The sequence below is a fragment of the Streptomyces sp. NPDC003300 genome (genome assembly GCF_040610915.1).
GTDB lineage: Bacteria > Actinomycetota > Actinomycetes > Streptomycetales > Streptomycetaceae > Actinacidiphila.
In genome coordinates this window covers 177,672-191,198 of record NZ_JBEXNE010000011.1, presented here as the reverse complement: position 1 = coordinate 191,198, position 13,527 = coordinate 177,672, and the positions used below count along the sequence as shown (strand labels likewise).

General features: G+C 72.4%; 12 protein-coding genes. 7 read left to right on the top strand and 5 right to left on the bottom strand.

Annotated elements, in window-relative coordinates; all coding sequences use genetic code 11:
• Position 1: 1 nt before the first annotated feature.
• Positions 2–796 (bottom strand): SGNH/GDSL hydrolase family protein, encoded by a 795-nt coding sequence (locus tag ABZX65_RS18700; RefSeq protein WP_355340590.1) that lies wholly within the window; start codon positions 794–796, stop codon positions 2–4.
• Between the two features lie 1,065 nt (positions 797–1,861).
• Between ABZX65_RS18700 and ABZX65_RS18695 the strand changes: the two genes are divergently transcribed.
• On the top strand, positions 1,862–2,221 hold the full coding sequence (locus ABZX65_RS18695; RefSeq protein ID WP_355340737.1) for a nitroreductase/quinone reductase family protein: 360 nt from the start codon (positions 1,862–1,864) through the stop codon (positions 2,219–2,221).
• Positions 2,222–2,242: 21 nt separating this feature from the next.
• On the opposite strand, the gene ABZX65_RS18690 is transcribed toward ABZX65_RS18695, so the two are convergent.
• Positions 2,243–2,773, bottom strand: coding sequence for a MarR family transcriptional regulator (locus ABZX65_RS18690; protein ID WP_355340587.1), 531 nt, complete (start codon positions 2,771–2,773; stop codon positions 2,243–2,245).
• A gap of 40 nt (positions 2,774–2,813) precedes the next feature.
• Here ABZX65_RS18690 and ABZX65_RS18685 point away from each other — a divergent pair, with 40 nt between their 5' ends.
• Entirely contained in the window at positions 2,814–3,755 is a 942-nt protein-coding gene (locus ABZX65_RS18685) for an EamA family transporter (protein ID WP_355340584.1), read from the top strand.
• Here the strand turns inward: ABZX65_RS18685 and ABZX65_RS18680 are convergent.
• The gene (locus ABZX65_RS18680; RefSeq protein ID WP_355340581.1) at positions 3,733–4,587 is read right to left on the bottom strand and encodes a hypothetical protein; all 855 of its coding nucleotides are present in this window, start codon (positions 4,585–4,587) and stop codon (positions 3,733–3,735) included. The genes ABZX65_RS18685 and ABZX65_RS18680 overlap by 23 nt on opposite strands.
• Complete coding sequence (locus ABZX65_RS18675; RefSeq protein WP_355340578.1) at positions 4,584–5,354, bottom strand: SDR family oxidoreductase; 771 nt, start codon at positions 5,352–5,354, stop codon at positions 4,584–4,586. The genes ABZX65_RS18680 and ABZX65_RS18675 overlap by 4 nt, the downstream gene beginning before the upstream one ends.
• Before the next feature lie 559 nt (positions 5,355–5,913).
• Between ABZX65_RS18675 and ABZX65_RS18670 the strand changes: the two genes are divergently transcribed.
• The 5 genes from ABZX65_RS18670 to ABZX65_RS18650 are packed head-to-tail and all read left to right on the top strand — an operon-like array spanning position 5,914 to position 12,227.
• On the top strand, positions 5,914–8,823 hold the full coding sequence (locus ABZX65_RS18670; protein WP_355340575.1) for a non-ribosomal peptide synthetase: 2,910 nt from the start codon (positions 5,914–5,916) through the stop codon (positions 8,821–8,823).
• Positions 8,820–9,779 carry an NAD(P)-dependent oxidoreductase gene (locus tag ABZX65_RS18665; RefSeq protein WP_355340572.1) on the top strand — a complete coding sequence of 320 codons (960 nt, stop codon included), beginning with the start codon at positions 8,820–8,822 and terminating at the stop codon, positions 9,777–9,779. Before ABZX65_RS18670 ends, ABZX65_RS18665 begins: the two co-directional genes overlap by 4 nt.
• The gene (locus tag ABZX65_RS18660) at positions 9,766–10,167 is read left to right on the top strand and encodes a nuclear transport factor 2 family protein (RefSeq protein ID WP_355340569.1); all 402 of its coding nucleotides are present in this window, start codon (positions 9,766–9,768) and stop codon (positions 10,165–10,167) included. The genes ABZX65_RS18665 and ABZX65_RS18660 overlap by 14 nt, the downstream gene beginning before the upstream one ends.
• A gap of 13 nt (positions 10,168–10,180) precedes the next feature.
• The gene (pheA, locus tag ABZX65_RS18655) at positions 10,181–11,140 is read left to right on the top strand and encodes a prephenate dehydratase (protein WP_355340566.1); all 960 of its coding nucleotides are present in this window, start codon (positions 10,181–10,183) and stop codon (positions 11,138–11,140) included.
• A 52-nt stretch (positions 11,141–11,192) separates the two neighbouring features.
• On the top strand, positions 11,193–12,227 hold the full coding sequence (locus ABZX65_RS18650) for a methyltransferase (protein ID WP_355340564.1): 1,035 nt from the start codon (positions 11,193–11,195) through the stop codon (positions 12,225–12,227).
• 243 nt (positions 12,228–12,470) lie between these two features.
• On the opposite strand, the gene ABZX65_RS18645 is transcribed toward ABZX65_RS18650, so the two are convergent.
• Positions 12,471–13,412 carry a LysR family transcriptional regulator gene (locus tag ABZX65_RS18645; RefSeq protein WP_355340561.1) on the bottom strand — a complete coding sequence of 314 codons (942 nt, stop codon included), beginning with the start codon at positions 13,410–13,412 and terminating at the stop codon, positions 12,471–12,473.
• Positions 13,413–13,527: the final 115 nt, after the last annotated feature.

Genomic DNA, 13,527 nt, shown 5'->3' with positions numbered 1-13,527 from the left:
GTCAGTCGTTGGCGTTGAGCACCGGCAGGTAGCCGCTGGAGTGGCCGGTCGCGGTCGGGTGGTACGACTCCCAGCTCGGCGAGATGACCAGCGAGTGGAGGTAGGCGTCGCCCGAGCACAGCTCGTGGCCCTTGAACGTCGAGCGGACGTCGCCGAAGGAGAAGCCGTGCGCGGCGGCGCGGGCCGCGGTGGTGGTGTCGAGCACGTCGGCGGCCTCGTCGATCTTGGCGTGCTTGGTGGCGCTGAGGCCGACGCAGAAGGTGTTGAGGGTGTACATGTCGGGGTAGCCCAGGACGACGACGTGCGCCGAGGGGGCCTTGGCGTGGATCGCGTTGTAGACCGCGTCGAGACGGGCGGGCAGCGTGTTCCTGACGAAGTTCTCCGCCGTGTTCACCCGGTTGACGCAGTCGCTGTCGGAGCCGGTCACGCAGGCGGTCATGACGTCGGAGAAGCCCGCGTCATTGCCGCCGATGGTGATGGTGACCAGGCCGGTGGAGGAGTTGAGGGGGCCGAGCTGGTTGTTCAGCACGTCCGAGGTCACCGCGCCGGAACAGGCGGTGTCGGCGAAGGAGGACGGGGCGTGCGCGTTCTTCCACAGGTACGGGTAGGCGCTGAAGCTGCGGTGACAGTCGCCGCTGGCGCTGTCGTAGTTTCCCGCGCCGTTTCCGGCCGAGTACGAGTCGCCCAGGGCGACATAGGCGGGGCCTGCGGCGTGGGCCGGGCTGACGCCCACGAGGGCCAGGGCGGCGCCCATGACCAACGTGGCCAGCATGGAGAGGGACTTGGTGCGGTTCACGGAACCTCCATCGGCGGGACGATCGCTTCAGCGATCACTTCAGCAACGAGTTGCGCCGGGGTGCGCTGAGGTGGGCATGTCAAGATGGCTCTGAGCGGTAGACCGCGATGGCGGTGACGGTGGGGGGTGAGGGTGGGGGGTGTGGGGGTGAGTGGGGGGACGGGGTAACGCTCTGATCTCTGGCTGCACAAGGTGTGGCATCAAGCGGCTCCAGCGTCAACGGCCCTGCTGTCGTAAGGATCTACGCGCGAAGAACGCCGCGGGAATCATCCCCAATGAATTGGCTCCGCCAAACATGCTCACGTCAACCCACACCACATCAGCACCATCCCGCCATCCGGCGACGGTTCCGTGTCCACCCTGTGCAACCCCGCCCCGGCCGGGGGTGCCCGCCGGAGGCGGGGGGTTGCCGAAGGGTCGGCGGCCTTCCGCCGAGCGGGCCCGCGCCCGGCGGGTGCGAACCCGCTGCCGCGCGTGGGGTGTTCGCCGGAGGCGCGGGGTGTCGAGGGGTCGGCGGTGGCTCGTCGGGCGGGGCCGCCCGCGCCCGCCTTGCGCGATCCCGCCCCGGCCGGGTGCGTCCGCCGAAAGCGGGGGCTGTCGAGGGGCTGGCGGTGGCTCGTCGGGCGCGGGGCCCGTGTCCACCCTGTGCAACCCCGCCCCGGCCGGGCGCGTCCGCCGAAGGCGGCGGGTTGTCGACGGGGCGGCGGGCTTCCGCTGGGCGGGCCCGCGCCGGGCGGGTGTGAACCCGCTGCCGCGTGTGGGGTGTTCGCCGGAGGCGGGGGGGGGTGCCGAGGGGTCGGCGGTGGCTCGTCGGGCGGGGTGCCCGCGCCCGCCTTGCGCGATCCCGCCCCGGCCGGGGGTGCCCGCCGAAAGCGGGGGCTGCCGAGGTGCTGGCGGTGGCTCGTCGGGCGGGGGCCCGTGCCCGCGCTGTGCGATCCCGCCCCGGCCGGGGGTGCCCGCCGAAGGTGGGTGGGGGGTAGAAGTGGGGGTGTTGGGTTGGTGCGGGTGGATGAGGGAGTGGTGGGTGTGGCGGGTCGTGGGCTGGTGGTCTGGGGGCAGCGGTGGGTGGTGAATCCGGTGGCGCGGCGGACGGCGGCGTTCACGCCGGGGGCGGCGGTGGTGGAGACGACCGGGCGGGTCAGCGGGAAGCCGCGGCGGACGCCGGTGGGGGGTGCGCTGGAGGGGACCACCTTCTGGTGGGTCAGCGAATTCGGCCGGCAGTCGCAGTACGTGCGGAACATCGAGGCGGACCCGCGCGTCCGCGTACAGATCAAGGGCAAGTGGCACGCCGGTACGGCCACCCTCGTGGACGACGACGACCCGCGTGAGCGGCTGAAGCGGCTGCCGAAGTTCAACAGCGCGGCGGTCCGGGCGTTCGGGACCAACCTGCTCACGATGCGCGTCGACCTCGACCCGGAGGACTGAGTCCGCCACGGACCGGCCGGGTCACTCGCCGGGCGGTTCGACCCGCGCCAGCCACTTCGTCAGCAGGACTTCGAGCTGGGCGGCCTCGTCGCCGGTCAGGGCGCCCAGCAGGCGGCGCTCATTGGCCATGTGGGCCGTGAAGGCGCGGTCGATGACCTCGCGGCCGTGCGCGGTGAGCGCGACCACCCGGCCCCGGCCGTCGAGTTCGCTGGGGCGCCGGGTCGCCAGACCCGCGCGCTCCAGGCGGTCGATCCGTTTGGTCATCGCGCCGGTCGTGACCATGGTGTGCTCGGCCAGCTCCGAGGGCGCCCGCTCGAAGGGGGCGCCCGCGCGGCGCAGCGCGGCCAGGACGTCGAAGTCGCCCTCGCCGAGGCCGTGTTCGCGGTAGACGACGCACAGCTCCTCGGTGAGGCGGCCCGCGAGCCGGTGCAGCCGGCCGATGACGCCCTGCGGCCGTACGTCCACGTCCGGCCGTTCGCGGGCCCACTCCCGCTGGATCCGGGCGACGTGATCGAGCGGTTCGGGCGAATCCAGCGATCTGCGTGCGCTCATGCCCTCCACAATACCTTCCGAGGAAGCTACATTAGCTTCCATGGAAGCTAATGTGCGGTGGTCCCTCGTCACCGCCGTCGCCCCGGTCGCCTGGGGCACGACGTACTACGTCACCCGCGAGGCACTGCCCGCCGACTACCCGCTGTACGGCGCGGTGCTGCGCGCCCTGCCCGCCGGGCTGCTCCTGCTGGCGGTCCGCAGGCGGGCGCCGCGCGGCGCGTGGTGGTGGAAGTCGCTGGTGCTCGGCACGCTCAACATGGGCGCGTTCTTCGCGCTCGTGTACGTCGCCGCGCAGCTCCTGCCGACCAGCGTCGCGTCCACCGTCATGGCCACCTCGCCCGTCGTGATGACGCTGCTCGCCTGGCCGCTGCTGTCCGAGCGCCCGCGCGCGCTGCCGCTGCTCGGCGCCTGCGTCGGCATCGCGGGCGTGTGCCTGATGGTGCTCGACGGCTCGGACGGCATCGACCCGCTCGGCCTGCTCGCGTCCGTCGCCGCCATGACCATGTCCTCGATCGGCTACATCCTGGCCAAGCGCTGGGGCGGCGCCGTGGACGTCCTGTCCTCCACGGCCTGGCAGCTCGTCGCGGGCGCGCTCGTCCTGCTGCCGGTCGCCGCCGCGGTTGAGGGCGCGCCGCCCGCCCTGGACGGCCGCGCGCTGCTGGGCTTCGGCTACGTCACCACGGTCGGTACGGCCGTCGCCTTCGCCGCCTGGTTCACCGGGCTGCGGCACCTCACGGCGGCCGGGGTCGGGCTGATCGGCCTGCTCAACCCGGTCACCGGCGTCCTGCTCGGGACGCTGGTCGCGGCCGAGACGCTGGGCGCGCAGCAGTGGGGCGGCCTGGCGCTCGTCCTGGCCGGTGTCCTGATCGGGCAGCCGGTGACGGCGCGGGCGGTACGGCTCGCGCGCCGCGTACGCCGTGCCCGCAGGCAACGTCATGAGGGCGACACGCGGCCCGCGGCTACTTCCGGAGCACGCCCATGATGTTCCGCGCCGTCTCGATCAGCGCGGGCTGGTACTGGACGAGGTCGGGGGAGAGCGGATAGCCGCCCCCGTCGAGGCCGTTGATGGTGTCCTCGGAGACGTTGACGTCGCTGTAGGCGTTGAGGGTGAGCGAGATGACCGCGCCGCCGTGCAGGATCTTCAGCTCCTGGCCCTCGTCGCTGCGCGTGAGGAAGTACGCCTGGTCGCCGAGTCCCGGCACCGACGAGACCTCGCTCGCGGCCTGGAGGCTGCCGGTCATCATCCGCACCTGGTCCTCGAACTCGACGCGGGGATCGGTCTTTTTGTGCAGGTCGACGGCGACGGCGACGATGTAGGACATCGTGGCGCCCCGCGCGTACGGCGCCTGGGTGGAGAAGTCGCAGGCGACCTGGTCGAGGGCGGGGCCGAGGTGCTGCATCGCGGGCGACGACGTCTCGGGCGTCTCCACCGAGAGCTTCCCCGGGCTGTTGGCCCGGACGGCGGCGGTCAGCGGCTGGAGGGTCGGGCCCTCGCAGGGGCTGTCGGCGATGTGGTAACCGTGCAGGTCCGGCAGGTCGCTGTGGCCCCGGTCGTACACGAACAGGCCGCCCGCCCACAGCGCGGAGGTGACGACGGCCGCGCCGAGCACCCACACCCACGGCGGTCGTACGCGGGAGGCGGCGGCCGGAGGCGGGGGCGGGCCGCCCTCGAAGTCCACGACGAGGTCGGCCGTGCGGCCCGAGGCGCCGGGACCGTCGGCCGTATCGGCGGCGTCGGGCGTGCCGAGCACCCCGTAGTCCGGCTCGCCGCGCTCGTGGGGTCCGCCGCCCGTCAGCTCCGGCTCGGATATCACTGCGGCTCCTCGCGGTGCACCTTGTAGTTGCTGGCCTGCGCGCGCGGGCGCAGCACCAGGAGGTCGACGTTCACGTGCGCGGGCCGGGTCACCGCCCAGGAGACGGTGTCGGCCACGTCGTCGGCGGTCAGCGGCTCGGCGACGCCCGCGTAGACGGCGGCGGCGCGGTCGGCGTCACCGCGGAAGCGGGTCAGGGCGAACTCGTCGGTACGCACCATGCCGGGCGCGATCTCGATGACGCGCACCGGCTTGCCGTTCAGCTCCAGGCGCAGCGTCTCGGCGATCACATGCGCGCCGTGCTTGGCGGCCACGTAACCGCCGCCGCCCTCGTACGTGGCCAGGCCCGCGGTCGAGGACAGCACGACGACGGTGCCGTCGCCGGAGGCGGTCAGCGCGGGCAGCAGCGCCTGCGTCACGTTGAGCACGCCCAGCACGTTGACCTCGAACATCGCCCGCCAGTCGGCCGGGTCCGCGGTGGCCACCGGCTCGGTGCCGACGGCGCCGCCCGCGTTGTTCACCAGGACGTGCACCGGCGGGTACTGGTCCAGACCCGCCGCGAACGCGTCCACGGCCGCCCGGTCGGTGACGTCCAGCCCGTACACGGACGCCGAACTCCCCTGCTCCGTCAGTTCCTTGGCCAGCGCTTCCAGCCGGTCCGCGCGGCGCGCGGTGAGCACGACATGGAAGCCCGCCTCGGCGAGCTTGCGCGCGGTGGCGGCTCCGATGCCGCTGCTCGCGCCGGTGACCACTGCGGTACGGGGGCTCATGTGGTGCTGCCTTCCACGGACGGTGCCTGCTCGGTTCTGCTCCGGGGCCCCGGGCTCTGCTGTGGCCAGAGCCCTGCTGGGTGTTTTCCCTGGGCAGCAGCAGCATAAGCGGCCGGTTGTCCGGTACCGGGCGGCGCGGGTCGGCGGGTGGCGCTGTGCGGTCGGGCGGGTACGTCACGTGTTTTCGGCCAGCGCCGCCGCGTTGTGGCTCATCTCACGTGGAGCGCCGCCAACTGCGGAATTCATGCTGCGCGGCGGTCGCGTCAGGCTGCTTTGAGCCATGTCGTCCTGGCCGCCTTGAATGCGCGGTGAGCGACCTCCTAAAGTTCAACCATCGACCTCACCCAGCGTTTCCGGAAATAATCCGCGCTGGCCGGTTCTCTCAATGTCGAGTGTTTCCGGCAGTTTGCCTGAGGTACCTCCTTCGTTACCCCTGTGCTACATCGGTACGGTGTCGGCGTCACGCCTTCGCCGGTCAACTGTGCTGCTCAGAGGCTTGCTTGCTGACACGGATTCCCTTGGTGAACCGGACAGTGCGACGAAAGGACCCGGCACAGTCATGTCCAATGCGCCGCGATTACGCGAGGCTTCGGAAAATCCCGCCGCCGACGAGAACGTCCGCAATATCGCGCACCTGCTGCTGCGCGCCGCGGAAAAGCACCAGGACTCGGGCATCCGCTACTGTCACGGAATGGCCGGTGAATCCACCCGGCTCCAGACCTACCCGCAATTAGTGGACGACGCGCGCCGGACGCTCACCGGACTGCGCGCACACGGGCTGCGCGCGGGCGACAAGGTCGCGCTGCTGGTGGAGCGCCCGCACGAATTCCTCACCGTCTTCTGGGCCTGCCTGCTGGGCGGCCTCGTGCCCTGCCCGCTGGTGCCGCTGCGCGGCGACCCGGAGCGCTGGGCGGCCCAACTGGCGCACGTCGACCAGTTGCTCGACAAGCCGCTGCTGATCGCCGACGAGGCGCTGGCCGCCGAACTCCCGCGCGTGCCGGGCCTGTCGGCCGTACCGCTGGAAGGGCTGCGCGGGCACGAGCCCGCCGCGGAGCTGTACGACGCGGAGCCCGGTGAGCTGGCGCTGCTGGTGCTGACCTCGGGCTCGACCGGCAACTCCAAGGCCGTGATGCTCACCCACGCCAACCTGCTGGCGTCGATGGCGGGCAAGAACGGCTTCCACCGCCTCACCCCCGCCGACACCTCGCTGAACTGGGTGTCCTTCGACCATGTCGCGGCGCTGCTGGAGTGCCACCTGCTGCCGCTGTACGCGGGGGCGCTCCAACTCCACGTCGAGCCGCAGGTGGTGCTCAAGGAGCCGCTGGACTTCCTGCGGCTGCTCTCCCGCCACCGGGTCACCATGACCTTCACGCCCAACTTCCTGCTGGGCCTGGTCAACGCGGCCGTGAGCGGGGCGTCCTCGGTCACCGAGGGCGCGAGCGGCGGCGAACCGCTCGACCTGTCCCGCCTGCGCCACATCATCAGCGGCGGCGAGGCCATCGTGTGCGCCACCGGCCGTACCTTCCTCGACGAACTGGCCCCGTACGGCCTGTCGTCCTTCGCGCTGTGGCCCGCCTTCGGGATGACCGAGACGTGCGCGGGCAGCGTCTACTCCACCGGCTTCCCCGAGCTGGACGCCGGGCAGGAGTTCGCCAACCTCGGGCTGCCCGTGGAGGGCCTGGCCATCCGGGTGGCGGACGAGGAGACCCACCGGCCGCTGGCGGAGGGGCAGGTCGGTGAACTCCAGCTCCGCGGGCCGATGATCACCGGCGGCTACTACAACAACGGCCAGGCCACCGCCGACGCGTTCACCGCCGACGGCTGGTTCCGCAGCGGCGACCTCGGCCGGATCGACGGCGGACGGCTCACCCTGGTGGGCCGCAGCAAGGACAGCGTCATCGTCAACGGCGTCAACTACTACAGCCACGACATCGAGACCGCCCTGGAGCAACTGGACGGCGTCGCCCGCTCGTTCGTCGCCGCCTTCCCCACGCGCGTGCCCGGCGCCGACACCGAACAGCTCGTCGTCGCCTTCCACCCCGAGATCCCCGCGGCCGACGAAGCCGGACTCTTCCGGCTGCTCACCGCCGTCCGCTCCACCGTCGTCATGCACTGGGGCTTCCGCCCCGCGCTGCTGCTGCCGCTGCCCGAGAGCGCCTTCCCCAAGACCAGCCTCGGCAAGATCCAGCGCTCCCTGCTGCGCAAGCGCCTGGAGAACGGCGACTTCGCCGCCGCCACCGCGGCCGTACAGGAACTGACCTCGCGTCAACTCGGCGGCTACACCGCGCCCGAGGGCGAGACCGAGTGGCAACTGGCCGCGATCTACGCCGAGATGTTCGACACCACCGCCGACCGGATCAGCGCCACCGCCAGCTTCTTCGACCTCGGCGGCACCTCGCTCGACATCCTGCGGCTGCGGCTCAGTGTCGCCCGGCGCCTCGGCGTCGCCGACCTCCAGATCATCACCGTGCTGACCGCCCCCACCGTCCGCGACCTGGCCGCCCGGATCACCGCCGACCTCGCCGCCGGGGACACCACGACCGGCGAGCGGCCGTACGACCCGATCGTCCCCATGCAGCTCAGCGGCGGCAAGACCCCGCTGTTCTGCGTGCACCCCGGCGTCGGCGAAGTCCTCGTCTTCGTCAACCTCGCCAAGTACTTCGTGGCCGACCGGCCCTTCTACGCGCTGCGCGCCCGCGGCTTCAACCGCGGCGAGAAGCCCTTCGCCACCTTCGCGGAGATGGTCGCCGCCTACGTGGACGCGATCCGCGCCAAGCAGCCGCACGGGCCGTACGCGGTCGCGGGCTACTCCTACGGCGGCGCGGTGGCCTTCGAGATCGCCAAGGTCCTTGAGGCGCGGGGCGAACGCGTCGACTTCGTCGGCAGCTTCAACCTCCCGCCGCACATCAAGTACCGCATGGAGGAACTGGACTTCGTCGAGACCGCCGCCAACCTCGCCTTCTTCCTGGCCCTGATCAACAAGAAGCAGTCGCTGGAGATCCCCGGCACCCTGCGCGGGCTGCCCCGCGAACGGCAGCTCCAGCACTTCATCGACATCGCCCCCGCCGACCGGCTCGCCGAACTCGACCTGACGGCGGAGAAGTTCGCCGCCTGGGCCGAACTCGCCGACGGCCTCACGGACCTGGGCCGCGGTTACCAGCCGAGCGGCACCGTCCGCTCGATGAAGGTCTTCTACGCCGTCCCGCTGCGCGGCACCAAGCAGGACTGGCTGGAGAACGAACTGCGCCGCTGGGACGACTACACCACCGGGCCCAACGACTACATCGACGTACCGGGCGAGCACTACACGCTGATGGGCCCGCAGCACGTCGCCGCCTTCCAGGCCATCCTGCGCACGGAGTTGGACCGCGCCATGGGTGACGCAGACGCAGACGCAGACGCATACGCGGACGCGGAAACCGACACCGACACCGACACCGACACCGACACCGGGGACGTGACAGCGTGAAGGGCAAGAAGATCCTGGTCACCGGCGGCACGGGGCAGGTCGCCAGGCCCGTCGCCGAAGCGCTCGCCGCCGACAACGACGTCTGGTGTCTCGGCCGCTTCGGGACCCCCGGCGTCGCCGCCGAACTCACCGCGAGCGGCATCACCACCTTCCGCTGGGACATGGACGACCTCGGCCCCGACACCCTCAAGGGCCTCCCCGACGACTTCACCCACGTCGTCCACTCCGCCGTCCGGCGTGGCGAGGACGGCGACTTCAACGCGGCCGTCGCCGTCAACTCCATCGCCGCCGGGCGGCTGATGACCCACTGCCGCAGCGCCGACGCCTTCCTGTACGTGTCCACCGGCGCGCTCTACGCCCGCCAGACCCTCGACCACCGCTACACCGAGACCGACCCCGTGGACGGCAAGGCCGACTGGCTGCCCGCGTACCCGGTAGGGAAGATCGCCGCCGAGGGCACCGTCCGCGCCTTCGGCCAGGTGCTCGGCCTGCCGACCACCATCGCGCGGCTCAACATCGCCTACGGGCCCGGCGGTTACGGCGGCGTCCCGATGCTCTACTTCAAGCGGATGCTGGCCGGCGAGCCGATCCCCGTGCCCGTCGAGGGCCAGAACTGGTGCTCGCTCCTCTACACCGACGACCTCGTCCGCCAGGTCCCGCGCCTGTGGGAGGCCGCCGCCGTCCCCACCACGCTCGTCAACTGGGGCGGCGACGAAGCGGTCGGCATCACCGACTGCGTGCGGTACCTGGAGGAGCTGACCGGGGTCACCGCCACGCTCGTGCCGTCCGAAGTCACCCGCGAGACCTACCAGTTCGACCCGGCGCTGCGCCGCGAGCTGACCGGCCCCTGCGAGGTCGGCTGGCGCGACGGCATCCGCCGCACCCTGGCCGCGATGTACCCCGGGCACCTGCGCGAGCACAGCGCCGGGGAGGTGGGCGCCGGTGTCCGGGCGTAGCAACTCCGAGGCGGTCCGGGCCGCTTACCGCGCCTTCGCGGAACGCGACGTCGAAGGGCTGCTCGCGATCCTGCACCCGGACGTCGACTGGGTGCACCCGGACGGGATGGACACCTACGGGCTCGGCGGTACGAAGAAGGGGCACGCGGGCGTGAAGGAGTTCCTCGCCCACGTCCCCACCGTGCTGGGCGGAATGCGCCTGGAGCCGCTGGAGTTCATCGAGTCCGGCGACCGGATCGTGGTCTTCGGCATCCGGCAGGTCACCTCGCTGACCGGGCACACCGAGACCCTTCAGTTCGTCCACTCCTGGACGATGCGCGACGGCCGGGCCACCGCCATGGAGGACATCTTCGACACCGTCCTCTTCCACCGCCTCATCGAGAGCTGAGGGAGCGGCCCTCATGAGGTACGCCTATCTGGGGCCCGAGGGCACCTTCACGGAGGCGGCGCTGCGCTCCGCGCTCGGCACGCGGGTGCCGGGACCGGGGCCGGGGCCGGGGTCGGGGTCGGGGTCGGGGCCGGTGTGCGAGCCGTATCCGACCGTCGCCGACGCCCTGGAGGCCGTACGGCGCGGCCACTGCGCCGCCGCGATGGTGCCGGTGGAGAACTCCCTGAAGGGCGTGGTGCCCGCCACCCTCGACGGCTTCGCCGCCACCGACGACCTGCACATCGTCGGCGAGACCGAACTGCGCGTCAGCTTCGCGCTGTTGGGCCTGCCCGGCGCCACTCTCGACGGCGTCGAGCGGGTCCGCAGCCACCCGCACGCGCTCGCCCAGTGCGGGCGCTGGCTCGGCCTGAGGCTCCCGAACGCCGTGACGGAGGCCGCCGCTTCGACGGCGGGCGCCGCCCGCGACCTGGCCCGGTCCGGCGACCCGCGCGACGCGGCCGTCGCGGCGCCCGCCGTCGCCGAGCGGTACGGGCTGCGCGTGCTCGCCACCGACATCGGCGAGCGCGAGAACGCCGTGACCCGCTTCGTCATGGTCCGCCGCGCCGGGGTGCCGCCCGCCCGCACCGGCCGGGACCGTACGTCCCTGCTGGTGTCGGCAGGCGACGGCACACCGGCCGCGCTGCCCGGAATCCTGTCCGTCTTCACGGCGGGACGCGTCAGCCTCGCGTGGGTCCAGGCGTGGCCGACCGGGCTGCGCCTGGGCGACTACCGCTTCTTCGTGGACGTCGAGGGCCACATCGACGACCAGCGGGTCCGCCACGCCGTCGCCTCGCTCTCCGACGTCGGGGCGCGGGCCAGCTTCCTCGGGAGCTATCCGCGCGCGGGGGCTCGCGCCACCGCCGTTACGGCTGCCACGGCCTTCAGGCGCCGGGTGCCGCTGCCGTCACCGCCCTTCCCCGCCGTCGTGCTGTGACCCCTGTGACCCACCCGCCTGCGCCCGTACCCCACCCCAGGAAGGACACGCCGTGAGCACTGCGTCCCGCCCGCCCGTCGGCAACCCCCAGGACCGGCTGGTCCAACTCGGCCTCGGATTCTGGCAGTCCAAGGTGCTGCTGACCGCCGTGGAGCTGGGGGTGTACTCGGACCTCGCCGCCCACGGCCCGGCCGACGCGTCCGCGCTCGCCGCCCGCCTCGGTCTGCACCCGCGCGGCGCCCGCGACTTCTTCGACAGCCAGGTCGCGCTCGGCCTGCTGGAGCGGACGGACGGGGTGTACGCGAACACGCCCGACACGGCGGCCTTCCTCGACCGCGCCCAGGACACGTACATCGGGGGCCTGTTGGAGATGGCGCAGGAGCAGTGGTACCAGTCCTGGGGGCACTTGACCGAGGCGCTGCGGACCGGTGAGCCGCAGAACAACGTGGGGGGAGCGGACGGCAATCCCTTCGATGTCCTGTACGCCGACCCGGAGTTGACCAGCCGCTTCCAGAAGGCGATGACCGGCGGTTCGCTCGCCGCCTCGCAGGCGCTGGCCGCCGCCTTCGCCTGGGCGGACGTCACGACCGTCGTCGACATCGGCTGCTCCGAGGGCATCCTGCTCAACACCGTACTGACCGCGCACCCGCACCTGCGCGGCACCGGTTTCGACCTCCCGGCCGTCGCGCCCACCTTCCACGAGACGGTACGGCGCGCCGGGCTCGGCGACCGGCTCCGGTTCGAGCCCGGCAGCTTCCTCACCGACGCCCTGCCCACCGCCGACGTCGTCGTCTTCGGCCGCGTCCTGCACGACTGGGACCTCGACACCAAGCGGATGCTCCTGAAGAAGGCGTACGAGGCCCTGCCGGACGGCGGCTCCGTCGTCGTCTACGAGTCGATGATCGACGACGACCGCCGCGTCAACGCCTTCGGCCTCCTCACCAGCCTCCACATGCTCCTCGAAAGCCCCGGCGGCTTCGACTACACCGGCGCCGACTGCGTCCGCTGGCTGGAGGAAACCGGCTTCACCTCCTGCTCCGCCCAACCCCTCGACGGCCCGGTCGCCCTGGTAACCGGCCGCAAATAGCCCTCCGGGCGGGCGTGCGCCGTCCGGCCCGCAGCCCAATCGGCCCCCGCGCCGCGCGCGCCGCGCGACCGGCCTCAGCGGGCCCCTGCGGGCCGCGCCGCCCGCGCGGGTGCGCTGAGGCGCCGGCCTCGATGCCTGTCCTGGCCTGTCCGGACTCGGGGCGGACGGCTGACCGGGCCGGGCACGTGCGGCCTGCGGGGGGCGTCGAGGTGCCGGGCGCGGTCTCGTCGGCCGGTGCGGCGGTCAGTGGGGGGTGGGGGCTGCGGGGGTCGGGGGGCGGGTGTTGACCAGGGACCTCACGGCAGTGAGCACGGCGGAGATCGAGGGGCAGGCGATCGTGCCGGTGCGGGCCACGAGGGTGACGTGGCGGGTGAGGGTGAGGGCGGCGGGGGTGACGCGGACGACGGGGAAGCCGGGGCGGTCGGGGACCAGGTCGGGGACGAGGGCGACGCCCCAGCCGTGGGAGACCAGGCCGAGGACGGCCTGCATGTCGTCGGTCTCGGCCACGGCGTCCGGGGCGAACCCGGCGCCGTGGCAGGCGTGCAGGGTCAGCCGGCCGAGCGCCGAGCCCTCGTCGTAGATCCAGGGGTCACGGGCGAAGTCGGCCAGCGGCAGAGGCTTCCCGGCCCCGCCCTGTTCCGCGAGCGGGTGGCCCGGCGGCACCGCGAGCCGGATGCGGTCGCCCGCGACCGGCTCCTCGGTCAGCCCCGGCACGTCCGGCTCGGGGATCTGGTCGTAGCGGGAGGCGACGACCAGGTCGAGCTGATTGAGCCGCACGGCCTGCCGGGCCTCGCTCCTGCGGACGTCGTGCAAGGTGATCCGGAGGTTGGGATGGTCGCGCCGCAGCCCGGCCAGCACCGGCACGAGCAGCGCCGGGCCCTCGTGGAAGGGCATCCCGACCCGCAGGTCGCCGTAGACCTGTCCGCTGAATTCCAGCAACTCCGATTCAGCGGTCTCCAGTTGGGACAGGATGTCCTCGCCGTGCCTGACCAGCAACCGGCCGACGGCGGTCAGCGTCGCCTTGCCGTTCGTCCGGTCGAGCAGCGGCACCCCGGTCTCCGCTTCGAGCGCCGACAGGTGCTGGGAGACCGCCGACCGCGTGTAGTTGAGCGCCTGCGCGGCCCCGGCGATCGAGCCCCGGGCCTCCACCTCGCGCAGCAGCAGCAGTTTCCGTACGTCCAGCACGCCGCAGTCCCCCCGCCCCGTGGCACCGTCAGTTTTCCTGACGCCCAGCGTCAATTACCGTCACGCCAACGGTACAGCGGGGGCCCGCGGCCGACGGCTTTAATGACAACGACTT